This is a genomic window from uncultured Agrobacterium sp. (genome assembly GCA_913777615.1).
Taxonomy (GTDB): Bacteria; Pseudomonadota; Alphaproteobacteria; order Rhizobiales; family Rhizobiaceae; genus Agrobacterium.
In genome coordinates this window covers 73,440-97,565 of sequence record CAJYTK010000019.1, presented here as the reverse complement: position 1 = coordinate 97,565, position 24,126 = coordinate 73,440, and the positions used below count along the sequence as shown (strand labels likewise).

The window sequence follows — 24,126 nt, the reverse complement described above, 5'->3', positions numbered from 1 at the left end:
TGCGACGAGGCCCAGGGCTACCTGCTCGGCCGCCCGCAGCCGATCGACCGTATCCACGCCGCCACCTCCCGCAACACCGCCGCCGCCTGAGACGCTCGCCGTCCGGGCGGACGTGGTGCGCAGATATTCCAGGATTGCCGGACACCCGGCATCAGCCGCGCGCCTTTTGCCGCCGATGAAACGGAGCGGGGACCATGACCCGCCCAGCGGAACGCGCCTGAGCGTGCTTCAGTCCTCTTCTCGGCAATCCGCCTTCCGCGACCACGCCATCTCCAACGTTGCCCTCCACCGCATCGCCCTGCGTCGGCGGTGAACATCCGCGCGACCTGAACCGATCGGCGCTGCGGCCTCGCGAAGGAGGAGAGGGAACGCCAGCCAGCCGTGATCGACGGTGGTGGGCACAACGCATCCGTCCGCGCCTGCCGGCCTCCGGCGTCCCCGAAGCAGGGGCCTGCGCCCACCGGGAGCGGCACCCTCCCCAAACGAAAAAGGGCGACCAGAAGGCCGCCCTTTCCGTATGACTGGCGTTGGACTGATTAGAAGTCCATGCCGCCCATGCCGCCACCTGGCATTGCAGGCATTGCGGATTCTTTCTTCGGCAGCTCGGCAATCATGGCTTCCGTGGTGATCAGCAGCGAAGCAACCGAAGCTGCGTTCTGCAGAGCCGTACGAACAACCTTAACCGGGTCGACGATACCCATGGCGATCATGTCGCCATATTCGCCGGTCTGAGCGTTGTAACCGAAGTTGTCGTCAGCCTTGTCGAGAACCTTGCCAACAACGATCGAAGCTTCGTCACCGGCGTTGTCTGCGATCTGGCGAACCAGCGACTGCAGAGCGCGGCGAACGATGTTGATACCAGCTTCCTGGTCGTCGTTCACACCCTTGACGGTGATCTTCTGAGCGGAGCGAAGCAGAGCGGTACCACCGCCAGCAACGATGCCTTCCTGAACAGCAGCGCGGGTTGCGTTCAGAGCGTCGTCGATGCGGTCCTTGCGCTCCTTCACTTCAACTTCCGTTGCACCGCCGACGCGGATGACGGCAACGCCACCAGCGAGCTTTGCAAGGCGTTCCTGCAGCTTTTCGCGGTCGTAATCGGAAGAGGTTTCTTCGATCTGAGCCTTGATCTGGGCAACGCGGCCTTCGATGTCGGTCTTCTGGCCGGAGCCGTCAACGATCGTGGTGTTTTCCTTGGAGATGGAAACCTTCTTGGCCTTGCCGAGCATGTCGAGCGTGACATTTTCGAGCTTGATGCCGAGGTCTTCGGAAATCACTGTACCACCGGTCAGGATCGCGATGTCTTCGAGCATTGCCTTGCGGCGGTCGCCGAAGCCAGGAGCCTTGACGGCAGCGATCTTGAGGCCGCCACGCAGCTTGTTGACGACGAGCGTTGCAAGAGCTTCGCCTTCGACGTCTTCAGCGATGATGACGAGCGGCTTGCCGGTCTGAACGACGGCTTCGAGAACCGGAAGCATGGCCTGCAGGTTGGAGAGCTTCTTCTCGTGAAGGAGAATGTAAGCGTCTTCGAGGTCAGCAACCATCTTTTCAGGATTGGTTACGAAGTAAGGCGACAGGTAGCCGCGGTCGAACTGCATGCCTTCGACGACTTCGAGTTCGGTCTCAGCGGTCTTGGCTTCTTCGACGGTGATAACGCCTTCGTTGCCGACCTTCTGCATGGCTTCCGCGATGTCGCGGCCAACCTGCGTGTCGCCGTTGGCGGAGATCGTACCGACCTGAGCAACTTCCTCAGAGGTGTTGATCTTCTTTGCCTTCGCCTGCAGGTCCTTGACGACTTCTGCGACGGCCAGATCGATACCGCGCTTCAGGTCCATCGGGTTCATGCCGGCGGCAACAGCCTTCTGGCCTTCGCGAACGATAGCCTGAGCAAGAACGGTTGCCGTCGTGGTGCCGTCACCAGCGATGTCGTTGGTCTTCGAAGCAACTTCGCGGACCATCTGTGCGCCCATGTTTTCGAACTTGTCTTCCAGTTCGATTTCCTTGGCGACGGAAACGCCGTCCTTGGTGATGCGCGGTGCGCCGAAGGACTTGTCGATAACAACGTTACGACCCTTCGGGCCGAGCGTGACCTTCACTGCGTCAGCGAGAACGTCGACGCCCTTGAGCATCTTTTCGCGCGCCGAGCGGCCGAATTTTACTTCTTTGGCTGCCATGTTTCAAAACTCCTGGTTTCGAATGGCCGGAACGATGTCCGGCTTCAAGATTACGGAAAATGGGAAGGCCGCTAAATCAGCCGATAATGCCCATAATGTCGGCTTCCTTCATGATGAGAAGGTCTTCGCCGTCGAGCTTTACTTCTGTGCCGGACCACTTGCCGAACAGGATGCGGTCGCCGACCTTGACGTCGAGAGCGACGATCTTGCCGGACTCGTCACGCGCGCCGGAACCGACGGCGACGATTTCGCCTTCCTGCGGCTTTTCCTTGGCGGTATCAGGAATGATGATGCCACCCTTGGTCTTCGCTTCAGACTCAACGCGACGAACCACAACGCGGTCGTGCAGCGGGCGGAAATTGGTGCTTGCCATTGTCTATTCCCTCGATCAAATGACATTCGCGGATCGGATACGATCCGCCTGGATTGATGTTAGCACTCTCATTTGCCGAGTGCTAGCGGCAGTGAGATAAGCATGGCCTAAGGCACTGTCAAGAACGGCCTGTCGGAAAAATTTCATGTAAAATGGTTACTGCGGTTGCATGACAGATTTTTTGCGCCCTGAATCTTCTCCCGTCCATCCGACCCTTTCGGAGCTGTTTTTCGTTTTCGGCCGTGTCGGCCTTCTAAGCTTCGGCGGACCGGCCGGGCAGATCGGCATGATGCACCGCGTGCTGGTCGACGAGAAACGCTGGCTTTCGGAAGAGCGGTTTCTGCACGCGTTGAATTACTGCATGCTTCTTCCCGGACCGGAGGCGCAGCAACTGGCGACCTATGCCGGATGGCTGCTGCATGGCAGGCGCGGCGGCGTCATCGCCGGCACACTGTTCATCCTGCCCGGATTTCTCGTTATCGTCGCACTCGCCGCCGCTTACGCGCTTTATCAGGATACACACTGGCTTCCGGCGCTGCTCTTCGGCCTGAAGGCCGGCGTGTTGGCCATCGTCATTGAAGCTTTGCTGAGGGTGGCGAAACGAGCCCTGAAAAGCGGCTTTCTGATTGGTGTCGCAGGAGCAGCCTTCATCGCGCTTTTCTTTTTCGCCGTTCCTTTTCCGCTTGTCATCCTGGCCGCCGGTGTTGCGGGCTTTCTAAAAGCAAGGGGAGGGCCGTCGACAAAGCCTGATGCGCAAACCAAAGCCCCATCTCTTCTGCGGCAACTCCGCGGGGTTTTGCTCGGCCTTCTCATCTGGCAGATGCCGCTCCTATTGTTCTGGCTTCTGGCAGCGCCGAGTTCACTCGTGGAGCTGCAAGCGTTCTTCTCACGGCTCGCGGTCGTCACCTTTGGCGGCGCCTATGCGGTGCTTGCTTATGTGGCGCAGGTCGCAGTGGAAACGCGTCACTGGATGAGCGCAAGCGAGATGCTGGATGGCCTGGCGCTGGCCGAGGCAACACCCGGACCGCTCGTTCTCGTCCTGTCCTATATCGGTTTTCTCGCAGCCTTCCGCCATCCGGGCATGCTGGATCCCATGCTGGCAGGTGTGCTGGGCGCGAGCGTTGCCGCATGGGCAACCTTCGTCCCGAGCTTCATCTTCATTTTTCTCGGAGCGCCCTATGTTGAGCGTCTGAAAGACAATGCGGCCCTGTCAGGTGCGTTGTCTGCCATCACCGGCGCGGTGGTGGGCGTCATTCTCAACCTTTCGGTCTGGTTCGGCCTGCATGTGCTTTTCGGCAAGGTGGATCGCGTTGAGCTTCTGCCGCAGATCAATTTGGGCATGTCCTTACCAGAATGGAGCTCGCTCGATCTGGCGTCGCTTGCGCTTTTCATCGTCTCGGCAATCATGCTGTTTCGTTTAAAGCTTGGCATGGTCCCGGTTCTTGGTGTCTGCCTGGCGGCAGGCTTGATCAGGCTCTGGCTCGTCTGATGCGGTAGCTCCCTATTTGGTCCTTTTGTCTTTTTCTCTTGCCATTGCTATCTGCCTTTGCGATGTCACGAGCCTGAAATGATGGAAAGAGTTGGACGCTTTATGGCCCACTGCATTGCCACGCTTGGCGACATTACCTCCCAATTCGATGTGATTTTCTCCGATGTCTGGGGCGTACTTCACAACGGCGTGACGTGTTTTCCCGCCGCCGGTGCCGCATTGGCCGATGCGCGGGCAAACGGAAAGACAGTCGTTCTGATCACCAATTCGCCTCGCCCCGCAATCGGCGTCATTCCGCAACTGCGCGCACTCGGCGTTCCGGACGAAGCCTATGATCGCATCGTCACCTCGGGCGATGTCACGCGAGAGTTGATTGCTGAAGGTCCGAAGAAGGTTTTTCTGCTTGGTCCGGAGCGCGATCTGCCGTTGTTTGACGGTCTCGATGTGACTGTGGTCGGAAAGGATGAGGCGGAAGCTGTCGTCTGCACCGGCTTCTTTGACGATGAGACGGAAACGCCGGAAGACTACACCGATATGTTGAAGGCCTTCGTGGCCCGCTCTGCGCCGATGATCTGCGCCAATCCGGACCTGGTGGTGGAGCGCGGCGAGCGTATCATCCCTTGCGCTGGCGCTATGGCTGTCTATTTCGAGCAATTGGGCGGCGAGGTGCGTATCGCCGGCAAGCCACATGCGCCGATCTACGAGGCGTGCTTTGCCGCGGCAAAAGAAGTGCGCGGCGAGTTCAGCAAGGATCGTGTTCTCGCAATCGGCGATGGCATGCCGACCGATGTGAAGGGTGCCATCTCCGCTGGTCTCGATCTCCTCTATATCAGCGGCGGTATTCATGCGGCTGAGTACACGTTGAATGGGGAGATCGACGAGGCGCTTCTCAACAGCTATTTGAAAAGCCAGAATGCAGCCCCCGGCTGGTGGATGCCGCGCCTGGCTTAGTGAGTTCTCATGACCGTGTTTCACCGTAACGAGAAGAAAGAGCCGCTTCCCGACGAATTGAAAGGCGGCGTGGTTGCCATCGGCAATTTCGATGGCGTCCATCGCGGCCATCGCGCTGTCCTGGATCAGGCGCTGGGACTGGCGAAATCGCGCGGTGTGGCAGCGCTGGTCCTGACATTCGAGCCACATCCTCGAACCGTGTTTCGACCTGAAGCGCCCGTTTTTCGCCTCACGCCCGCCCCGCTGAAAGCCCGCCTTCTTGAGGCCGAGGGCTTCCAGTCCGTCGTCGAATATCCCTTCGACAGGACCTTTGCTCAGCGCTCGGCAGAGGATTTTGTCAAGTCGGAACTGGTGGAGTGGCTGGGGGCAGCAAGTGTCGTCACCGGCGTCGATTTCCACTTCGGCAGGGGCCGTGAGGGTGGTCCTGCCTTTTTGATGCAGGCGGGCAAGCGCCACGGTTTCGACGTGACGCTGGTGGACTCTTTTCGGGATGAGGGAGCAGAGGTGATTTCATCCAGTCGTATTCGTGACTGTCTAGCCGAAGGAGACGTGGTTGGAGCGGCAGGCTTGCTCGGTTATCGGTTCACGGTCGAGGCCGAAGTTATTCGCGGACAGCAGCTTGGCCGCACGCTGGGCTATCCGACAGCCAATATGGCGCTGCCTCCGGAGACGGAGCTGACACCCGGCATCTACGCGGTACGGTTCAGAGAGGCCAACGGAACGCTGCATGATGGTGTGGCAAGCTTCGGCCACCGTCCGACGGTAACGGACAACGGGTCAGCGCTTCTCGAAACCTTCGTCTTCGACTTTAGCGGGGATCTCTATGGTCAGATCTGTTCCGTTTCCTTCTTCGGCCACCTGCGCGACGAGCTGAAATTCGACGGACTGGAACCACTGGTCGTTCAGATGAAGCAGGACGAGCAAGAGGCGAGGGCGCTTCTTGCTGGCGTCAGCCCGTTGAGCGAAATGGATGCCAAGATCGCTTTTTGACAAAGCGAGCCGCTGCCTGCGATCAATTCCCTTTTCAAACAGACTGAAACGGCTTAAACAACCGGCCATGAACCAATTTCGGTCGACGTTCATATCCCGAATTATTGGCCCGGCCTTCCGCCCGCTCTGAGAGCCGGAAGGTCCGGGATTTTGGCGCTTGTTCCCAAGTGCCTTCGCTAAGCCCTCTTTTTTGTTGAGACGGCGCGAGCCTTATTCGGCGCCGCGATAATGGTACGATCATGAACGACACCGCAGAAAAAATCGATTACTCCGCAACGCTTTACTTGCCGCAGACGGATTTCCCGATGCGCGCTGGCCTGCCGCAGAAAGAGCCGGAGCTGGTCAAGCGCTGGCAGCAAATGGACCTCTACAAGAAGCTGCGTGCGTCTGCCGCGGGCCGCGAAAAATTCGTGCTGCATGATGGCCCTCCCTATGCGAACGGCAACATCCACATCGGCCATGCGCTCAACAAGATCCTGAAGGACGTCATCACCCGTTCTTTCCAGATGCGCGGTTACGACTCCAACTATGTCCCCGGTTGGGATTGCCACGGCCTGCCGATCGAATGGAAGATCGAGGAAGCTTATCGCGCCAAGGGCAAGAACAAAGACGAGGTTCCGATCAACGAATTCCGCAAGGAATGCCGTGACTTTGCCGCGGGCTGGATCAAGGTTCAGTCGGAAGAGTTCAAGCGCCTCGGCATCGAGGGCGATTTCGACAACCCCTACACGACGATGAACTTTCACGCCGAAGCGCGCATCGCTGGCGAACTCTTGAAGATCGCCAAGAGCGGCCAGCTCTATCGTGGCTCCAAGCCGGTCATGTGGTCGGTTGTCGAGCGCACCGCCCTGGCGGAAGCCGAAGTCGAGTATCACGATGTCGAAAGCGACACGATCTGGGTGAAATTCCCAATCGTCGAAGGCTCGGACGAACTGGCAGGCGCGGCCGTCGTCATCTGGACCACGACGCCATGGACGATCCCGGGCAACCGCGCGATCTCCTTCTCGTCGCGCATCCAGTATGGCCTCTATGAAGTCACCGCTGCTGCCAATGATTTCGGTCCGCAGCCGGGCGAAAAGCTCGTCTTTGCCGATAAGCTCGCAGCCGACTGCTTTGCCAAGGCAAAGCTCGAGTTTGCTCGCCTGCGTGATGTGAAGGCCGATGAGCTTGGAACGCTTCTCACGGCCCATCCGCTTGTCGCTCTCGGTTACGATTTCAAAGTGCCGCTGCTCGATGGCGATCACGTCACCGACGATGCCGGTACGGGCTTCGTACATACGGCTCCCGGCCACGGTCGCGAAGACTTCGATGCCTGGATGGCGCAGGCGCGCGAGTTGGAAGCGCGTGGCATCTCGGCGAAAATCCCCTTCACGGTCGGTGATGATGGCTTCTACACGGAAGATGCTCCCGGCTTCGGTCCCTCGGCAGAGGGCGGCGCTGCCCGCGTGATGGACGATAACGGCAAGAAGGGTGATGCCAATGAACGCGTTATCAAGGCGCTGATTGGTGCGAACAACCTATTTGCCCGTGGCCGCCTCAAGCACAGCTATCCGCATAGCTGGCGCTCGAAGAAGCCTGTGATCTTCCGCAACACGCCGCAGTGGTTCGTCTACATGGACAAGGAACTCAGCGACGGCACCACGCTGCGCTCGAGAGCCCTGTCTGCGATCGACGACACCCGCTTCGTTCCTGCCGGCGGCCAGAACCGCCTGCGCGCCATGATCGAAAATCGCCCGGACTGGGTCCTGTCGCGCCAGCGCGCCTGGGGCGTTCCGATCGCCGTCTTCGCCGACGACAAGGGCGAGGTCTTGGTGGACGAGGCCGTCAACGCCCGTATTCTCGAAGCGTTCGAAGCAGAAGGCGCGGATGCGTGGTTTGCTGAAGGCGCCAAGGAGCGGTTCCTGGGCAACGACCACGACCACGCCAAGTGGCATCAGGTCATGGACATTCTCGATGTCTGGTTCGATTCTGGCTCCACCCACACCTTCACGCTGGAAGACCGCCCGGACCTCAAGTGGCCGGCTGACGTCTATCTCGAAGGCTCGGACCAGCATCGTGGCTGGTTCCACTCGTCGCTCCTGGAAAGCTGCGCGACGCGCGGCCGCGCGCCTTACAACGCCGTCGTCACCCATGGCTTCACCATGGATGAGAAGGGCGAGAAGATGTCGAAGTCCAAGGGCAACGTCGTTGCGCCACAGGATGTGATGAAGGATGCGGGCGCCGATATCTTGCGCCTGTGGGTCATGACCACCGATTACTGGGACGATCAGCGTCTCGGCAAGGCCATCATCCAGACCAATGTCGATGCCTATCGCAAACTGCGCAACACCATCCGCTGGATGCTCGGCACGCTAGCTCACGACAAGGGCGAGGAGATCGCCTACGCCGACCTGCCGGAACTGGAAAAGCTCGTCCTGCATCGCTTGAGCGAACTCGATAAGGTCGTGCGTGAGGGCTATGACAGCTTCGAGTTCAAGAAGATCGCCCGCGCTCTGGTGGATTTCTCCAACGTGGAGCTCTCGGCCTTCTACTTCGATATCCGCAAGGATGCGCTCTACTGTGATGCGCCGTCGTCATTGAAGCGTCGCTCGGCTCTTTACGTAATCGCCAAGCTCTTCGATTGCCTCGTAACGTGGCTGGCACCGATGCTGCCTTTCACCACGGAGGAAGCATGGCTGTCGCGATACTCGGATGCGCAATCCGTTCATCTGGAACAGTTCCCGACGATACCGGCGGAATGGAACAGCCCTGCGGTCGATGCCAAGTGGGAGAAGATCCGCAAGGTCCGCACGGTCGTGACAGGCGCGCTGGAAGTGGAGCGTCGTGAAAAGCGCATCGGCTCCTCGCTGGAAGCGGCGCCCGTGGTTCACGTTGCCGATCCGGATCTGATGGCGGCACTTGAAGGCCAGGATTTTGCCGAAATCTGCATCACCTCGGCGATCTCTGTTGTCGGTGGCGAAGGCCCGGCCGATGCATTCCGCCTTGGCGAGGTGCAGAAGGTGGCGGTCGAGCAGAAGCTGGCGGAAGGGCAGAAATGCGCCCGCTCCTGGCGGATCACCACCGATGTCGGCTCCGATCCGCAATATCCGGAGGTTTCGGCCCGCGATGCCGCGGCGCTGCGGGAGCTCGGTATCGGCGTCTGACACCTCCTCCGCTCAAGAAAATGGCCGGATGAATTGCGCTTTTGCTGTTCATCCGGTAAACCTGCCTGAAAATGGTCGGAATTACGCATCAAGGGGTGCATCCGGTCGTCGGGACATCTGCGCGTACATAGGAAGATCAGGGTGATTTTCTGGAAGCGTATCGCGTAGTTTTAATATGGAGAACGTCTGTTTTGCGTCATTCGTGCCGCGCGGCGTTCTGGGCGGAAGGGTTTCATGAGCATGACGCAGAGTTTTCGCATGTATCGCACCTTGGCAGGCATCTCTTTCGCCTGCTTGGCGCTGAGCGCATGCACCAGCCCGACTTACGGCACGGGTAAGTCTGCAAGCGAACAACTCCTTGACGACCTTGGCAATGCCACCTCTTTGACTGGCGACCAAAGCAAGCGAAACGTAAAGTACAGTCCGCGCCCCGGTCTGGTTGTTCCAGCAAAGGCTCGCGCCGATCAACTGGCTCAGCCGCAGCAAAGCCTCGCCAATCGCGAAAACAACCCGCAGTGGCCGGAAACACCGGAGGAAGCTCGCGAGCGCCTTCGCCAGGAAGCCGAGGCGAACAAGGACAATCCCAATTATCGTTCGCCGCTCCTGGCCGGTAACGGCACGAACGGCCAGATGACCGAAAGCCAGAAGTGGGAAGCGTTCCGCAAGGCCAAGGCCGATGCGCAGGGCGGCACGGTCGTCAACACCAATACGCGCAAATATCTGACCGATCCTCCGGTAGAATATCGCAACGTGTCTCAGGACCAGTTGACAGATCTTGGGGAGCCGGAATTGAAGAAGGAAAAGGAGCGCAAAAAGAACGCCGCTCTTGCCGGAACCGGCAAAAGCTGGTGGAACCCCTTCCAGTAAGGGCTTCCATGGCCTTCCTTCCGAACGCGGCGCAATAGCGTCGCGTTTTCTGTTTCAGCATCTCTGTGAAAGGAACTTGTCGTGACGTTGCTGATCCGGGACGCGGTTGCCGCCGATGCGCCCACCATCTTGCGCTTCATTCGTGAATTGGCCATCTACGAAAACGCCGAGCACGAGGTGAAGGCCACTGTCGAAAGCATTACGGCCTCCATTTTCGGAGAGGGATCCGTGACTTCCGCGCTGATCTGCGAGCGTGATCGTCAGCCGATCGGCTTTGCCGTATGGTTCCTCACCTATTCCACGTGGCTTTCCAGAAATGGTCTCTACTTGGAAGATCTCTATGTGACGCCGGATGCACGCGGCTCTGGAGCAGGAAAAGCACTGTTGAAGCGTCTGGCAGCAATTGCAGTGGAGAAAGGCTGTGAGCGCTTCGAGTGGAGCGTTCTGGACTGGAATGAACCGGCCATCCGCGTCTATCAATCCATCGGTGCCGAGGCGCAGGACGAATGGGTGCGATACCGTCTTTCAGGCGCAGCCCTTAAGGCTTTTGCTTCAGCCGACTGATTTTTTTTGGGGGCGCCTTCAGTCTCGCTTGGTCTGGAAGAACGCCCGCAGGATTTCGGCGCTCTCCACTTCTGCGAAGCCGGAATAGACATCGGGTGCATGATGGCATGTCGGCTGGCTGTAGAAGCGAACGCCACTCTCTACGCCGCCGCCCTTCGGATCGTTCGCGCCGTAATAGAGCCTACGGATACGGGCAAAAGAAATAGCCGCCGCGCACATGGTGCAGGGCTCGAGCGTGACGTAAAGATCGGCGCCTGGAAGCCTCTCCTGGCCAAGTTCTTCGCAGGCCATGCGCATTACGGCAATTTCGGCATGGGCGGTAACGTCGTTCAATTCACGTGTGCGATTGCCGGAACGGGCAAGGACGCGGCCTTCATAAACGAGCACGGCGCCGATCGGCACTTCGCCACGCGCACCCGCTGCCTGCGCTTCTTCGAGCGCCATGTCCATGAAATGCGTCGTTTCCGCCATGCTTGGTGCAATTTCCTCTTAACCGCCGCCGCGTGACCTGATAGGACACGGCAAACAACAGGCAAACAACAAATGACATTCAAAGACAAGCCGAAGCGCGCTGGTGGCAAGACATTCGACCGCGACAGGAAGCCGAAATCATCGGCTAAGCCGTCAGAAGCGCGTGAGAAAAAGCCTTTCAAGGAAAAGCCGGAAGTCGCCGCCGTCGAAACGACGGCCGGAAAGCCGGAGCGCATCTCCAAGATCATGGCGCGCGCAGGCGTGGCCTCGCGCCGCGATGTCGAGCGCATGATCATGGAAGGACGCGTGTCCTTGAATGGCGTGAAGCTGGATACGCCAGTCGTCAACGCGACGCTCGACGACAAGATCGAAGTCGACGGCGTGCCGATCCGTGGCGCCGAGCGCACGCGTCTATGGCTCTATCACAAGCCCGCGGGCCTCGTGACCACCAATTCCGATCCGGAAGGCCGTCCGACGGTTTTCGACAATCTGCCGAAGGAACTGCCGCGCGTTCTTTCGATCGGTCGTCTTGATATCAATACCGAAGGCCTGCTGCTGCTGACCAATGATGGCGGCCTGTCGCGCGTGCTTGAACTGCCGACCACCGGCTGGCTGCGCCGCTACCGTGTGCGCGCCCATGGCGAGGTTGATCAGGCAGCGCTCGACAAGCTGAAGGACGGCATTGCCGTGGACGGCGTGCTCTATGGCGCGATCGACGCGACGCTCGACCGTACGCAGGGCCACAATGTGTGGATCAGCATGGGCCTGCGCGAAGGCAAGAACCGCGAAATCAAGAACGTGCTTGGCGCGCTTGGTCTTGAGGTCAATCGCCTGATCCGCGTTTCCTATGGCCCGTTCCAACTGGGCGATCTGCCGGAAGGCCAGGTCATCGAGGTCCGCGGTCGTATGCTGCGCGACCAGCTTGGACCGCGCCTGATCGAGGCCGCAGGCGCCAATTTCGATGCGCCGATCTATGACCACAAGTCCGAAGAAGATGAGGACGAAGGACCTGCCAAGCCGGCCAAGTCCGAGTGGGGCAAGCAGGACCAGACCGAGCGCCGGTCGCGCGATGGTGACGAGCGTTCCGCTGGCCGCTTTGAAGGCAAGCGCTCCGACAAGCCTGCCGGCAAGTTCGGAGCGAAGCCAGCCGGCAAGTTTGCCGGTAAGGGCAGGGACGAAGCCGAAGCCGATGATCGCGGGCCGAAGCGTCCGCCTCTTGGCAGCAACCGTACAGCCAATGTCTGGATGGCGCCTGGCGCCAAGCCGACCCGCGACGGTAAGGCGCGTAAGCTCTCTGCGCGCGCTGAAGCCGAGAGCGTCTTTAAGCAGCCATCGGCACAGGCTGAGGCCCGCCGCGCTGTCGTGCGCCATGCCGATGATGAGGGCGAATGGATCCGCTCGGATTCGAGCAATGAGGCCGGACGCGATGAAGGTCGCGGCCGAGGCCGTGGCGAGCGCTCTTTCGGCCACCGCACCCCCCGTGAAGCTGGCGATCGTCCTGCACGCGGTTCGTTTGCGGACAAGCCTCGTGGTGACCGCAAGTTCGGTGATCGCCCCTTCGGCGATCGCAAGCCGCGCGAAGATGGCGAGCGCAGCGAACGCCCTCGCAACGACCGCCCCCGTGGCGAACGATCCTTCGGCGAAAAGTCCTTTGGCGATAGATCGGCCCGTTCGGATCGTCCGGCCCGTTCGTTCGATGATCGTCCTGCCCGCAGTGAGCGCTCATTCGGTGATCGCAAGCCACGCGATGACGGCGATCGCCCGGCGCGTAGCGAACGTCCCTTTGGCGACAAGCCCGCTGGTGCAAAACCTTTTGGTGCAAAGCCTTTTGGTGGCAAGCCCTCTGGTGGAAGACCATCTGGCGGCAAGCCTGGCTTCGGCAAATCCCGAGGTGAACGCTCCGAAGGCGGCAACGGCCCAAAGGGCTTCGGCGGCAAGGGCGGCAATAGAGGTTCCGGTGGTAAGCCATCGGGCGGCGGTGGTCGCGGCCCCGGTGGTAAACCATCCGGCGGTAGGCCGTCCGGTCCACGAGGCGGCTCGCGAGGGAACGGCGGCTGATGCGGATCGTCGGCGGTGAGTTTCGCGGTCGCAGCCTGGCTGCGCCCAAGTCCAATGCCATCAGACCCACGATCGACCGGACGCGGGAAAGCCTGTTCAATATTCTGAGCCATGCTTATCCGGAAAGCCTGGACGGCACCCGTATTCTCGATGTCTTCGCGGGCACAGGTGCAGTTGGTCTGGAAGCGCTGTCGCGCGGCTGTCGGGTCGCCCTGTTCGTCGAAAACGGCGTTGAGGGCAGGGGGCTGTTGTGGGAGAATATCGATGCGCTTGGTCTGCATGGCCGAGCCCGCATCCTGCGCCGCGATGCGACCAAGCTTGGCGGGGTCAACAATATCGAACCCTTCGATCTTCTATTTGCTGACCCGCCCTATGGGCAGGCTCTCGGAGAAAAGGCCTTTCAGGCCGCCCATCTCGGTGGTTGGCTGGTGCCTGGCGCCCTGGCAATTCTGGAAGAGCAAGGCGATGTGGCCGTGATGGTCGATCCGGCATTCAAGCCTTTGGAAAGCCGCACCTTCGGCGACACCAGAATGCATTTCTACCGCTACGAGCCTTGAAGCCCCTCGGTTGACGCGAGAGGAGACCTCCCGCGTCACTGTCCTGTCGTCTTTATGTCATAGAGCCAGTGCCACGGTGACCGTCGCCACGCTTTGCCCAGGCGACCGCATGACAGGAAATGAGGCTGTTCTCGTGGCTGCGAAGAAAAAGAAACTCTCCGAAAAAAAGCGTAAGCGCAAAGAGTTGCCACCGGAAAGAAGCGATCCCACCTTTGCCGTCGCATTCGGCGGTGGCGGAGCGCGCGGCATCTGCCATATCAACGTTATAGAAGCGATGGACGAACTTGGTATTCGTCCAAGCGCGATTGCTGGCGCCTCGATCGGCGGCATCATGGGGGCTGGCATGGCCGCGGGTATGAGCGGCAAGGAAATCCGCGATTACACGCTGGCGCTCATGGGCAAGAAGGGCAGCGTTGCCAACAAGCTCTGGAGCCTTGGTCCAGCCTCTATGCGCCACGCCGCCTTCGGTTTTCGCTTTGGTCAGTTTAATCTCGAACTTATTCTTGATGCGCTTTTGCCTTCCGCGCTGCCGCGCGATTTCGCCGAACTCGGTGTCCCGCTCAAGGTGATCGCGACCGACTACTACGCCCAGATGGAAGTCATCTGCCAGGACGGCGATCTGCGCCAGGCGCTTGCTGCATCCGCCGCCATTCCTGCGCTCTTTATGCCGATCCGCATGAATGATCGCATCATGATCGATGGTGGCATTTTCAATCCTGTTCCGTACGAGCATCTCCTCGATGAAGCCGATATCGTCATCGCAGTCGATGTCGTGGGTGGGCCGGAAGGTGATGGCACCACCATGCCGAGCCGCATAGAGAGCCTATTCGGGGCGAGCCAGTTAATGATGCAGTCAGCCATCGGTCTGAAGCTGCGAATGCGCCCCCCGCATATTTTTCTGCGCCCGCCAGTCAACCGCTTCCGCGTATTGGATTTCCTCAAAGCCCATGAGGTGCTGGCCGAATCTGATGTCATCAAGGATGATCTAAAGCGGCAGATCGACATGCAAATCGAGCTGTTTCATCGCGGGCGTGGCCTCGATATTTAAGCGCTTCTGCTCAAATGCAGGTGAAATGGCGCTTTGACCTTGATGCGGCAAAAGCGCGGCCATAAATGAAGGTCAACGAAAGGCCCGCCTCATGTCCTCAGAAATCGATTCGTCCAAGCTTCTCGACCGTGCAAGCGAACTCGTCGCTCTCGCCAAGCGTGCCGGTGCCGATGAGGCCGATGCGGTGATCGTCCGCTCCCGCTCGCAGTCGGTCGGCGTCAGGCTTGGGAAGGTTGAAAGCACCGAATCGTCGGAGAGCGACGATTTCTCGTTGCGTGTCTTCGTCGGCAAGCGGGTTGCGAGCGTGTCGGCCAACCCAGGCTTCGACCTGAAGACACTTGCCGAGCGCGCCGTTGCCATGGCTAAAGTTTCGCCCGAAGATCCTTTTGCCTGCCTTGCCGAGAAGGAGCGTCTTGCGACGTCTTACGATGACCTGCAGCTTTTCGATCCGACGGAGGTCTCCACAGATCAGCTTCGGGATGCGGCGCTGGCTGCGGAAGAGGCAGCACTTGCGGTAAAGGGCGTGTCGAACTCCTCTGGCGCTGGAGCATCCAGCGGCATGGGCGGGCTCGTGCTTGTGACTTCCCACGGCTTTGCTGGCAGCTATATGGGAAGCCGTTTCGGCCGTTCCGTAAGTGTCATTGCTGGCGAAGGCACGAAGATGGAGCGCGACTATGACTACGACAGCCGCCTCTATTTCGCTGATCTAGACGCACCGGAAGAGATTGGTCGCCGTGCGGGCGAGCGGGCGGTTCGGCGCGTCAACCCAAGGCAGATCGATACCGGCAGCAATATCACCGTTGTTTTCGATCCCCGTATCGCGCGCGGCTTTGTCGGCTCCATTGCAGGCGCTATCAACGGCGCTTCGGTGGCGCGCAAGACCAGCTTCCTGCGTGACAAGATGGGTCAGCAGGTCCTGAAGAAGGGTCTCTCCATCACCGACGATCCGCAGATCGTGCGTGGTCCATCCTCGCGTCCGTTCGATGGGGAGGGCGTGCGTGGTGAAAAGCTGGTGATGATCGAGGACGGTGTCTTGAGCCACTGGTTCCTCTCGACCTCGACGGCGCGTGAAATCGGCCTCGAGACCAATGGTCGCGGCGTGCGCGGTGGGACATCCGTCTCGCCCGCATCCACCAACCTTGCCTTGGAGCCGGGCGATATCTCGCCGGAAGATCTGATCCGCCAGGTCGGCACGGGCTTCTACGTCACGGAGTTGATTGGCCACGGCGCCAACATGATCACTGGGGAATATAGCTGTGGCGCGAGCGGTTTCTGGATCGAGAACGGCGAAACCTCCTTCGCGGTCTCAGAGGTGACGATTGCGTCGAACCTCAAAGACATGTTCATGCGTGTCACGCCCGCAAATGACGTCGACCGGAAATATGGTGTTGCAGCACCCACGCTTGCCATCGAAGGCATGACGATTGCGGGACGCTGACATGCTGATGTGCGGTTGCTTTCCAGCAACCGTCATGCGCATGTGAGAGCATGATTGAACATGTGCGATACGCGCAGAACGATGATATGACACCGAATGTTTTGGGATATGAGTGGCAGGCTGACCTTGACCTTGTATTGAGGGCTTCCCGCGAGGCGGGACAGGCGGCAATCCAGTATTTTCGCAAGGACCCGCAGGTCTGGTGGAAAGACGGCGGACATTCGCCGGTCAGTGCCGCCGATTATGCCGCCAATGAAATTCTCGAAGGTCTTTTGCGTTCTGCCCGCCCGGATTATGGCTGGCTCTCCGAAGAGACCACCGATGACGAAAAACGTCTTTCGCATGAGACGCTCTTCATCGTTGATCCGATCGACGGAACGAGAGCTTTTATTGGGGGCAAGGATACCTGGTGCGTCAGCGTTGCTGTTGTCCACAAGGGCCGACCGGTCGTTGCGGCCTTGGTGGCGCCTGCTCTGGCGGAGGAGTTCACTGCTGTTCAGGATGCGCAGGCCTTTAAAAACGGCGCCGCCTTGCAGATTGCTGGCAACCGGGAAGGCCCAATTCAGCTAGCCGCTCCCGAGGATGTGATCGGACGTCTGCCGGCAGACTTCAGACCGTCTGTTCGGCGCATTCCGCATGTTCCTTCACTGGCTTACCGACTGGCGATGGTGTCGGACGGGCGGATCGATGGCACGCTTGTATTGCCGAATTCGCATGACTGGGATCTTGCCGCAGCCGATTTGATTTTGCAGCAGGCTGGAGGACAACTCGTCGATATGGACGGCAAGCCGTTGATTTACAACCGCGCACGCGTCAAGCAAGGCGCTCTTTGCGCGGCTGCCAACCACGTGTTGCCAACCTTGCTCATGCAGCTTGGGAGATCGAGGAGAGGTTGATTTTTGCGGCGAAATCCAGCAGATGGAAACTTCGTTGAACGCCTTTAAGAAGAAAGAAGAGACGACAGGACATGACGCAAGCGGATAACAAGAAACAGCTCCTTCACCTCGTATTTGGCGGCGAACTCGACAATCTTCAGGACGTGCAGTTTCGCGATCTGAACGCGCTTGACATCGTAGGCATCTTTCCAGACTACGCGACCGCGCTCAGCGCCTGGAAATCCAAGGCGCAACAGACGGTAGACAACGCCCATATGCGCTATTTTATAGTGCATATGCACCGTCTTCTCGACCCTGAGAACAAATAACGTCTTTTCAGCCGTTTTTTTACTACTATAGTTCGTCATGCATATGGGTAGTGCGTCTCCATGGGAGAGACGCACAATATCTGGCGGTGAGCTATATTGTTTGTGCCCACGCCTGATCACAACAAAAAAGACGCATTTTCGTCAGAAGTAGCCGGGCATGAGAACGGGGAAAAAGCATTGCGGAAAGTGATCGAGGGCAGCATCGTATGAACAGCCGGATCGCACGTTTTGCCCTCTCGGGTTATAGAATAGCGGGCATGGCGGCTTATCCATTCGCTCGGCCCTACCTGTCTTACCGGGCGGCCAAGGGCAAAGAAGATAAACAGCGTCGGCTTGAACGTTTTGGCTATTCGAGTGCAGATCGCCCGCGCGGTCCGCTCGTCTGGTTCCATGCCGCAAGTGTCGGCGAAACGCTGGCTCTGGTTCCGCTCATTCGCGAAATCCGCAAGCGCGACATTCACGTGCTTCTCACCACCGGCACCGTAACGTCGGCCGATATCAGCCGCACCCGCCTCGGCGACGATGTGATCCATCAATATGTGCCGCTCGATATCAAGATTTGCATCAACCGTTTCCTCAATTACTGGGCACCGGATGCGGCCATCACCGCTGAATCGGAAATCTGGCCGGTCACGATGATGGAACTGGAGCGTCGGCATATTCCGCAAATCCGCGTGAATGCCCGCATATCTGACCGCTCCTTCGACAGATGGCGGAGCCATTCCGACTTCGCCGAAGCTCTTTTCAGCAAGCTCGCTCTGGTGGTCGTCCAGTCGGATCTGGACGCTGAACGGTTTCGCGACCTCGGCTCCTGGCCTGTCGTAACGTCTGGCAATCTCAAGGGTGACACCGATCCACCGCCCTGTGATCAGGCGGTCTTGGACATTTATCGCCGACAGATCGGCAACCGGAAGACATGGGCAGCGATTTCCACCTTCGATGGTGAGGAAAAGGCAGCCGCCACCGTCCACGCGGCGATCAAATCCCGCAATGGCCAGTTGACCATTATCGTTCCACGTCATCCTGAACGTGGCGATGAGGTCGAAGCTATGCTGAAGAGTATGAACCTCAACGTCGCGCGCAGAAGCCGCAACGATGTGATCGGTCCCGACACGGACATTTTTCTCGGCGACAGCATTGGCGAGATGGGGCTTTATCTGCGGCTGACGGAGCTTGCCTTTGTTGGAAGATCGCTCACGGCTGAAGGCGGGCAGAACCCTCTGGAGCCGGCCATGCTTGGATGCGCGGTTCTTTCGGGCGCGCACGTGCAGAATTTCCGCGAGGCGTATCAGAAGCTTCTGCGCTCCGGCGGTGGCCGTATCATTCGCGATGTCGAGATGCTGGCGAAGGCCGTCCATTATCTGCTTGCCAACGACAATGAGCGCTACAAGATGATCGATGCTGGTGGAAAGGTCATCCAGGATCTGCGCGGCGCCTTGTCGCTGACGCTCAAGGCGCTTGAGCCCTATATCAACCCGCTGACGGTATCGGCGAAACTTCAGCCACGCAGCGCGGTGGGTTGAAAGTTGGCCGAACAGGTTTCACAGAAATCCACTGCCGCCATCGCCGCGGTCCTTTTCGATAAGGACGGTACGCTGATCGGTTACGACGCCAGTTGGGGGCCAGTTAATCGTGAACTCGCATCCATTGCAGCCAAGGGCGATGGGGAGCTTGCCGATCGGCTTCTGCTCGCATGCGGCATGGACCCCGTCAAAGGACATGTTAAGCCCGACAGCCTGCTCGCGGCTGGCAATACGGCAGAAATTGCCGCAGGATTGATTGCTGCGGGGTCGCCTTGTGATCTAAAGCCTTTGACCGAACGCCTCGATCGCCTTTTCACTGCGGCAGCAAGCCAGTCTGTGGCCGTCACAGATCTCAAGTCCTTCTTCGGGCGACTTAAGGACAGGGGCTATAAGCTTGGCATTGCTTCGAGCGATAACGAAGCCTCCATTCGCGAGACGGCCAAACGTTTCGGCTTCGATGTCCATCTCGATTTCGTCGCAGGCTATGACAGTGGTTACGGCGTCAAGCCGCAGCCAGGCATGGTCCTCGGCTTCTGCGAGGCGATCGGCCTGACGCCGGAGCGCGTCGCAATGGTCGGCGATAACAATCACGATCTGCATATGGCTCGCAATGCCGGTGCAGGCTTGCGTGTCGGTGTGCTGACGGGCACTGGCTCGCGCGAAAGCTTGTCTGCCGATTGCGATTACTGCTTCGACGATATTACCGGAATAGAGGCATTGCTGCCGGAACGCGCCTCTGTCTGATTTCGGACAGGCTTTGCAATGTCGTTTCTTTTCTGGGATTTATATGCGTCTGGCGATCTTTCCCTTTGATGTGTAGCGCACCTTATCGTCGCAAAACGCTGGACACTTTTGCGCGACATGTTGTAGCTCTTGCTACCATAAATGTGCCCATGGAGTTGATACGCCAATGGTGTCTGAAGCGCCGCCTTTCTGGTGGAGAAAAGCTGGCTGGGAAGCATGGGCACTAAGTCCCTTTTCATATCTCTACGGCCGTGTGGCTGGTCGACGGATGAAGACGGCCAAGCGCGCCTCGGTTCCCGTTCCAGTGATCTGCATTGGCAATTTCACCGTCGGCGGGGCAGGAAAGACACCCACGGCAATCGCTATTGCCCGCGCGGCACTCGACAGGGGTTTGAAGCCCGGCTTCCTCAGCCGCGGCTATGGCGGCACGCTTGACGTGACGACGCTGGTCGATCCGGATCACCATCGCTCCGCTGCTGTCGGCGACGAGCCGCTTCTACTGGCACGCGAAGCAACGACGGTCATTTCACGCAGGCGCATCGAGGGTGCCGAGCGGCTGGTCAGGGAGGGCGTCGATCTGATCGTGATGGATGACGGTTTTCAGAGCGCCCGGCTGACACTGGATTACGCCCTGCTCGTTATCGATACGCGGCGCGGGATAGGCAACGGACATCTCGTGCCGGGTGGCCCGGTGCGTGCGCCGCTGGACGAACAGATCCGGCAGTCCTCGGCTCTCCTGAAGGTGGGGGACGGGCAGGAGGCAGATGCGATCATTCGTACCGCAGCCCGTGCGGCAAAGCCTGTCTTTGTGTCCTCCACGCAGCCGCGTCCCTTGCCAGGCATTGCTGGAAAACGTGTTCTGGCCTTTGCCGGTATTGCCGATCCCACCAAGTTTTACCGCACGGCCGAAGCTCTCAATGCGGAAATCGTCGTTCGACGATCGTTTCCCGATCATCATCAGTTCAGCGACGATGAACTAGCCGATCTGATGGAAGAAGCGAAGAAACAGGATCTCATGCCGCTGACGACAGCCAAGGATGCCGTGCGGCTTTTGGGCAAAACCGGGCCGGCGGCTGAGCTTCTCTGGATGAGCCAGGTTGTTGAGATCGACATGGTCTTCGACGATCCTCAAGCGGCCTCAACGATGATCGATACGGCCTTTGAAAACTGCCGTGCGCGCCGACTGCGTCAGAAATAGATAGAGAGCCTTCTTCCGCATATCGGCAAGGGCAAGGAACAATCGGCCGTTGCAGCCCTTTTACTCCACAGTAGGCCCCAGCCGGGCTCTGATCCCAGGAGGAGAGATATGCAGCAACCGAACGTGGAGAAGAAGACATTCACGCCGCGAGAAACCCGTCAGGGCTTCAAGGGTAAGCCAGTTCTGGCCATTCTCGTCATCAGCCTGTTTCTGGCACTCGCCGTTTGGCTGGTCGCAGAAATATGGGGTGAGAGCACCGCCCCTGCGACGACGGAAACGCCGCCACCACCAGGCCCCGCCACATCCAGTCAGACGCTCAATCCCGGTGCGCAGGGCGGACAGAGTTTCGATAACAACCCGCCATCCGGCGCAACGCCACCGACCGAAGGCGTCGATAAAAATCCATCGACCCAGGCGCCATAAAGCGCCTGAACATTCTTGACGTTGGGCGGACTGGCTGCGCTGGTCGCACGAAAAAGCCGGAGCGAGTGCTCCGGCTTTTTGAATGACTGGAATGATGTCAGGCGGCTTTCTTGCCGGCTGCGTTCAAGGACTCGGTCGCCAGTAAAGAGAGGTCGTCATCTGTCTTCGTCTCTTCTTTCAACGTTGCATCAAGCAACTGGACGGCCTGCTTGTGCCCGAGCTGCTGCGCCCAGGCTTTGAGCGTGCCGTAACGCGCCATCTCGTAGTGTTCGACCGCCTGCGCCGACGAGATCAAGCCCGCGTCGAGCGCTGGGCTTCCTTTGAAATCTTCCATGATCTCTTCGCCTTCTGCGATGATACCCTGGATTGCTTCACAGGTTTTTCCCTGGGCGCGCTTGCCGATGATTTCGAAGATTTCCTGGAGGCGCTCGATCTGGCCCTGGGTTTCTTCCTTGTGCTTTTCGAATGCCGCTTTCAGCTTGTCGCTGCTGGCTGCGCGCGCCATTTTGGGGAGCGCCTTCAATATCTGGCGTTCCGCAAAATAGATGTCCTTCAGCGTATCATAGAAAAGATCGTCGAGCTTCTTCTCTGCCATGTGTATCTCCCAAATGTTGGTGCTGGTCATAGCACGGCACACCGAACCTGGCGGGCTCCTGATGGTTCCGAAAATGGGCCGACAAAGTTGGGATCCGGATATCGCCGTCCTCAGTCGACGATGACATGTGGCACGAAGCGCGAAAGGTTGGTGGTGATACGGCTTTCATCTTCGCGGATACTCAGGCCGCACGCTGCATCGCCCACGATCCAGCTTCCGAGAATGGCGTGAACATTATCCACATCGAAGAGCGGCGTCATTGCCTGAATGACATAGCCCTCCGCGCCGTAGATGCCGGGGTTTTCGGCGACCAGTCGTTGGCCCTCAAACAGGGAGATGCTTTCGCCTTCTCGAGAAAAGAGGGGCTTCTTCACATAATCGGCGAGGCTCTGTGCCTCGCAATCTCCGGCAAAGTAGCTCTCAAGGAGGTTCGGATGGCCTCTATGACGCTCCCACAACAAGGGAAGGATACCTTTGTTGGACAGGATGGACTTCCACATCGGTTCGACAAAAATGCCGCTGGCATGTCGAAGATGGGTCGCGAACGGCTCCTTGAACATCACTTCCCAAGGGTAGAGCTTGAAACAGCGCTCGATCAAGCGATCCTTCAGATCGGTGAAGCGACCTGCGCGATCCACACCGATATCGCGTATGTCGATGAGTTCTACTTGATGGCCGGCCTGCATGGCGCAGTCCATCAGATAGGTCGTCGTTCCGCGGTCCTCTTCATTGTCGAGCAGGGCCGAGAAATGAAAGATGCTGGTCGTCGGAAAATGACCGAACGCTTCGATCAGGTTTTCCTGAAGAGAGTTGAACTGGTCCGCACCCTCCGGCAGTACGCCTGCGTTAATGCGATCGGTCAGCCAGTCATACTGAAAATAAGCACTTTCGAAAATCGAGGTTGGAGTGTCGGCATTATATTCGAGAAGCTTGGCGGGCCCTTCACCTGTGTAGGCGAGATCGAACCGTCCGTAGAGATGGCGGTCGCCGCGTAGCCACGACTGTCGGACCGCATCTCTCATCTCTTCCGGAATGCGGAGCTTTTCGAGCGTCTCCTCGCTTTCGATGACATCGGCGACGAGATCCATGCACATTTCATGAAGCTCTTGCGACGGCCCTTCTATATTCTCTTCGATCTGATCGAAGCTAAAAACATAGGCAGCATCGTCCACCCAATAAGGCTCTCCATACATCTCGTGAAAGCCGAAGCCGACGGATCGTGCCTGTTCGCGCCAGTCAGGTCTTTCGGGAAGGGAGATGCGCCTCATTCAACTGCCGTAACGCCTCGACGACTCCCAATGGCCAAACCCGCTGCGCGCCGTGGTTTCAGGAACGCCATAGCTGACATTGCTGAGAAGCCGGTAGGCGTTGCTTCCGCCTTCGCCTGCCTTGCTACGTGCGACCATAGCGGTGTCTCGACGGTCCTTGTAGACCGCCGAACCGCTACCGAAACGGAACGATCCGCCACCGCTGCTTCCCCCACCGCCGGAACTTTCAGGCGCCTGTTCCTCTTCCTCCTGGCGTTTTCGGTCCGCATCGTAATCCGCCATGGAGCGAACGTTGCGCGACAGGTAAAAGCCGGTCAGCACCGGGATGAAGGGCGCGGTGTCTTGCGGACTACGAGCCGAGCGCGTGCAAAGATCGGTGCCGAAACTGTCTTCACAGGCCGTCTGATTTGCAAAACGCGGAGCGTTCTGACCGTAGTCCTTCATCGCATCGCGAAAGGCGATGTCGCAGACATCTGCGCCGATCCCGCTCATCACGCATTGCTGAGGGGACTTGAAGACGAAGGCATCCGGAGACTGCTCGCCACAACTCGCCAGAGCAAGGCTCGAGACGGTAATGGTTCCCAATGACAGCATCGGCCGTGCATGGCTTCGCATGCGTCTTTTCATGCGAAGTCTCCTCAGTATGTCATGCAGGCGGCATTGAGAATGCCAATGATAAGCGCGATTCCGCCGCCCCAAACGCCTGCGGACATCTCTCCACGGCTGATCTTGTCATGGATCCCGGGGAGGCTGGCGCGGGCAATGTAGAAAGCGAGGATCTGTACGACGATACCGATAGCCGACCAGATAATGAAATCGACGATATTGACGGAGTTCGCTGCTGCCGATGCCATGGGAAGACCGAAGCCGACTAGGGCACCGAGAAAAGCGATGGTTGCGGAGAGATTGCCCGAGCGGATGAGGCCGATTTCATCATGGGGTGTCAGTCTTGTATAGACGCTGGCAAAGACCGCGTAGGCAAAAAGACCCACCGCGAAATAGCTCGCAAAGGCAGGCAGGCCAACGACATATCCGAACATTTGAAATCTCT

General features: G+C 58.9%; 23 protein-coding genes. 16 read left to right on the top strand and 7 right to left on the bottom strand.

Features of this window, described 5'->3' with window-relative positions:
- Positions 1-536: 536 nt before the first annotated feature.
- Together groL and groES are read right to left on the bottom strand one after the other, a co-directional pair.
- Complete coding sequence (groL, locus tag QZ862_RS17530) at positions 537-2,171, bottom strand: chaperonin GroEL (protein ID WP_296016884.1); 1,635 nt, start codon at positions 2,169-2,171, stop codon at positions 537-539.
- Between the two features lie 76 nt (positions 2,172-2,247).
- Positions 2,248-2,544 (bottom strand): co-chaperone GroES, encoded by a 297-nt coding sequence (gene groES / locus QZ862_RS17525; protein ID WP_062425989.1) that lies wholly within the window; start codon positions 2,542-2,544, stop codon positions 2,248-2,250.
- Positions 2,545-2,713: 169 nt separating this feature from the next.
- Here groES and chrA point away from each other — a divergent pair, with 169 nt between their 5' ends.
- From chrA to QZ862_RS17495, 6 genes are all read left to right on the top strand, one after another.
- The gene (gene chrA, locus QZ862_RS17520; protein ID WP_296101171.1) at positions 2,714-4,033 is read left to right on the top strand and encodes a chromate efflux transporter; all 1,320 of its coding nucleotides are present in this window, start codon (positions 2,714-2,716) and stop codon (positions 4,031-4,033) included.
- A 102-nt stretch (positions 4,034-4,135) separates the two neighbouring features.
- Positions 4,136-4,984 carry a TIGR01459 family HAD-type hydrolase gene (locus QZ862_RS17515; protein WP_296101174.1) on the top strand — a complete coding sequence of 283 codons (849 nt, stop codon included), beginning with the start codon at positions 4,136-4,138 and terminating at the stop codon, positions 4,982-4,984.
- 9 nt (positions 4,985-4,993) lie between these two features.
- The gene (locus QZ862_RS17510) at positions 4,994-5,974 is read left to right on the top strand and encodes a bifunctional riboflavin kinase/FAD synthetase (RefSeq protein WP_296101170.1); all 981 of its coding nucleotides are present in this window, start codon (positions 4,994-4,996) and stop codon (positions 5,972-5,974) included.
- Positions 5,975-6,213: 239 nt separating this feature from the next.
- A complete protein-coding gene (gene ileS / locus QZ862_RS17505; protein ID WP_296101169.1) occupies positions 6,214-9,117 on the top strand; it encodes an isoleucine--tRNA ligase in 2,904 nt (967 codons plus the stop codon).
- Between the two features lie 234 nt (positions 9,118-9,351).
- On the top strand, positions 9,352-9,984 hold the full coding sequence (locus QZ862_RS17500) for a hypothetical protein (protein ID WP_296016870.1): 633 nt from the start codon (positions 9,352-9,354) through the stop codon (positions 9,982-9,984).
- Between the two features lie 81 nt (positions 9,985-10,065).
- Positions 10,066-10,548 (top strand): GNAT family N-acetyltransferase, encoded by a 483-nt coding sequence (locus QZ862_RS17495; protein WP_296101168.1) that lies wholly within the window; start codon positions 10,066-10,068, stop codon positions 10,546-10,548.
- Between the two features lie 18 nt (positions 10,549-10,566).
- On the opposite strand, the gene QZ862_RS17490 is transcribed toward QZ862_RS17495, so the two are convergent.
- Positions 10,567-11,019: a nucleoside deaminase gene (locus QZ862_RS17490; RefSeq protein WP_296016867.1), complete on the bottom strand. Its 453-nt coding sequence runs from the start codon at positions 11,017-11,019 to the stop codon at positions 10,567-10,569.
- 72 nt (positions 11,020-11,091) lie between these two features.
- On the opposite strand from QZ862_RS17490, the gene QZ862_RS17485 reads away from it, so the two are divergent.
- From QZ862_RS17485 to QZ862_RS17440, 10 genes are all read left to right on the top strand, one after another.
- Complete coding sequence (locus QZ862_RS17485) at positions 11,092-13,077, top strand: pseudouridine synthase (protein WP_296101167.1); 1,986 nt, start codon at positions 11,092-11,094, stop codon at positions 13,075-13,077.
- A complete protein-coding gene (gene rsmD, locus QZ862_RS17480) occupies positions 13,077-13,634 on the top strand; it encodes a 16S rRNA (guanine(966)-N(2))-methyltransferase RsmD (RefSeq protein ID WP_296041489.1) in 558 nt (185 codons plus the stop codon). The genes QZ862_RS17485 and rsmD overlap by 1 nt, the downstream gene beginning before the upstream one ends.
- Before the next feature lie 109 nt (positions 13,635-13,743).
- Positions 13,744-14,682, top strand: a complete 939-nt coding sequence (locus QZ862_RS17475) for a patatin-like phospholipase family protein (RefSeq protein WP_296016860.1) — start codon at positions 13,744-13,746, stop codon at positions 14,680-14,682.
- Positions 14,683-14,773: 91 nt separating this feature from the next.
- Complete coding sequence (locus tag QZ862_RS17470; protein ID WP_296101166.1) at positions 14,774-16,120, top strand: TldD/PmbA family protein; 1,347 nt, start codon at positions 14,774-14,776, stop codon at positions 16,118-16,120.
- Positions 16,121-16,206: 86 nt separating this feature from the next.
- Positions 16,207-17,016, top strand: coding sequence for a 3'(2'),5'-bisphosphate nucleotidase CysQ (locus tag QZ862_RS17465; RefSeq protein WP_296078100.1), 810 nt, complete (start codon positions 16,207-16,209; stop codon positions 17,014-17,016).
- Positions 17,017-17,087: 71 nt separating this feature from the next.
- Positions 17,088-17,324, top strand: coding sequence for a DUF4170 domain-containing protein (locus QZ862_RS17460; RefSeq protein WP_296016853.1), 237 nt, complete (start codon positions 17,088-17,090; stop codon positions 17,322-17,324).
- 206 nt (positions 17,325-17,530) lie between these two features.
- A complete protein-coding gene (gene waaA, locus QZ862_RS17455; RefSeq protein WP_296016851.1) occupies positions 17,531-18,847 on the top strand; it encodes a lipid IV(A) 3-deoxy-D-manno-octulosonic acid transferase in 1,317 nt (438 codons plus the stop codon).
- Between the two features lie 3 nt (positions 18,848-18,850).
- On the top strand, positions 18,851-19,591 hold the full coding sequence (locus QZ862_RS17450; protein ID WP_296101165.1) for an HAD family hydrolase: 741 nt from the start codon (positions 18,851-18,853) through the stop codon (positions 19,589-19,591).
- A 166-nt stretch (positions 19,592-19,757) separates the two neighbouring features.
- Positions 19,758-20,789, top strand: a complete 1,032-nt coding sequence (gene lpxK, locus QZ862_RS17445) for a tetraacyldisaccharide 4'-kinase (RefSeq protein WP_296101164.1) — start codon at positions 19,758-19,760, stop codon at positions 20,787-20,789.
- 108 nt (positions 20,790-20,897) lie between these two features.
- Positions 20,898-21,212: a hypothetical protein gene (locus tag QZ862_RS17440; RefSeq protein WP_296016842.1), complete on the top strand. Its 315-nt coding sequence runs from the start codon at positions 20,898-20,900 to the stop codon at positions 21,210-21,212.
- Between the two features lie 97 nt (positions 21,213-21,309).
- On the opposite strand, the gene QZ862_RS17435 is transcribed toward QZ862_RS17440, so the two are convergent.
- From QZ862_RS17435 to QZ862_RS17420, 4 genes are all read right to left on the bottom strand, one after another.
- Positions 21,310-21,807 carry a ferritin-like domain-containing protein gene (locus tag QZ862_RS17435; RefSeq protein WP_296041476.1) on the bottom strand — a complete coding sequence of 166 codons (498 nt, stop codon included), beginning with the start codon at positions 21,805-21,807 and terminating at the stop codon, positions 21,310-21,312.
- A gap of 110 nt (positions 21,808-21,917) precedes the next feature.
- Positions 21,918-23,075: a glutathionylspermidine synthase family protein gene (locus QZ862_RS17430; protein WP_296101163.1), complete on the bottom strand. Its 1,158-nt coding sequence runs from the start codon at positions 23,073-23,075 to the stop codon at positions 21,918-21,920.
- Positions 23,076-23,702, bottom strand: a complete 627-nt coding sequence (locus tag QZ862_RS17425; protein WP_296101162.1) for a DUF1190 domain-containing protein — start codon at positions 23,700-23,702, stop codon at positions 23,076-23,078.
- 11 nt (positions 23,703-23,713) lie between these two features.
- The gene (locus QZ862_RS17420; RefSeq protein ID WP_296041467.1) at positions 23,714-24,115 is read right to left on the bottom strand and encodes a DUF350 domain-containing protein; all 402 of its coding nucleotides are present in this window, start codon (positions 24,113-24,115) and stop codon (positions 23,714-23,716) included.
- Positions 24,116-24,126: the final 11 nt, after the last annotated feature.

What these genes read in the sequence shown, in the direction of transcription:
- QZ862_RS17440 (WP_296016842.1), top strand. Translation starts at nt 20,898, where the DNA reads ATGCAGCAACCGAACGTGGAGAAGAAGACATTCACGCCGCGAGAAACC.
- QZ862_RS17465 (WP_296078100.1), top strand. Translation starts at nt 16,207, where the DNA reads ATGACACCGAATGTTTTGGGATATGAGTGGCAGGCTGACCTTGACCTT.
- QZ862_RS17485 (WP_296101167.1), top strand. Translation starts at nt 11,092, where the DNA reads ATGACATTCAAAGACAAGCCGAAGCGCGCTGGTGGCAAGACATTCGAC.
- QZ862_RS17470 (WP_296101166.1), top strand. Translation starts at nt 14,774, where the DNA reads ATGTCCTCAGAAATCGATTCGTCCAAGCTTCTCGACCGTGCAAGCGAA.
- groES (WP_062425989.1), bottom strand. Translation starts at nt 2,544, where the DNA reads ATGGCAAGCACCAATTTCCGCCCGCTGCACGACCGCGTTGTGGTTCGT.
- QZ862_RS17420 (WP_296041467.1), bottom strand. Translation starts at nt 24,115, where the DNA reads ATGTTCGGATATGTCGTTGGCCTGCCTGCCTTTGCGAGCTATTTCGCG.
- QZ862_RS17515 (WP_296101174.1), top strand. Translation starts at nt 4,136, where the DNA reads ATGGCCCACTGCATTGCCACGCTTGGCGACATTACCTCCCAATTCGAT.
- QZ862_RS17425 (WP_296101162.1), bottom strand. Translation starts at nt 23,702, where the DNA reads ATGAAAAGACGCATGCGAAGCCATGCACGGCCGATGCTGTCATTGGGA.
- rsmD (WP_296041489.1), top strand. Translation starts at nt 13,077, where the DNA reads ATGCGGATCGTCGGCGGTGAGTTTCGCGGTCGCAGCCTGGCTGCGCCC.
- groL (WP_296016884.1), bottom strand. Translation starts at nt 2,171, where the DNA reads ATGGCAGCCAAAGAAGTAAAATTCGGCCGCTCGGCGCGCGAAAAGATG.
- lpxK (WP_296101164.1), top strand. Translation starts at nt 19,758, where the DNA reads ATGGTGTCTGAAGCGCCGCCTTTCTGGTGGAGAAAAGCTGGCTGGGAA.
- chrA (WP_296101171.1), top strand. Translation starts at nt 2,714, where the DNA reads ATGACAGATTTTTTGCGCCCTGAATCTTCTCCCGTCCATCCGACCCTT.
- QZ862_RS17510 (WP_296101170.1), top strand. Translation starts at nt 4,994, where the DNA reads ATGACCGTGTTTCACCGTAACGAGAAGAAAGAGCCGCTTCCCGACGAA.
- waaA (WP_296016851.1), top strand. Translation starts at nt 17,531, where the DNA reads ATGAACAGCCGGATCGCACGTTTTGCCCTCTCGGGTTATAGAATAGCG.
- QZ862_RS17490 (WP_296016867.1), bottom strand. Translation starts at nt 11,019, where the DNA reads ATGGCGGAAACGACGCATTTCATGGACATGGCGCTCGAAGAAGCGCAG.
- QZ862_RS17435 (WP_296041476.1), bottom strand. Translation starts at nt 21,807, where the DNA reads ATGGCAGAGAAGAAGCTCGACGATCTTTTCTATGATACGCTGAAGGAC.
- QZ862_RS17500 (WP_296016870.1), top strand. Translation starts at nt 9,352, where the DNA reads ATGAGCATGACGCAGAGTTTTCGCATGTATCGCACCTTGGCAGGCATC.
- QZ862_RS17430 (WP_296101163.1), bottom strand. Translation starts at nt 23,075, where the DNA reads ATGAGGCGCATCTCCCTTCCCGAAAGACCTGACTGGCGCGAACAGGCA.
- ileS (WP_296101169.1), top strand. Translation starts at nt 6,214, where the DNA reads ATGAACGACACCGCAGAAAAAATCGATTACTCCGCAACGCTTTACTTG.
- QZ862_RS17475 (WP_296016860.1), top strand. Translation starts at nt 13,744, where the DNA reads ATGACAGGAAATGAGGCTGTTCTCGTGGCTGCGAAGAAAAAGAAACTC.
- QZ862_RS17460 (WP_296016853.1), top strand. Translation starts at nt 17,088, where the DNA reads ATGACGCAAGCGGATAACAAGAAACAGCTCCTTCACCTCGTATTTGGC.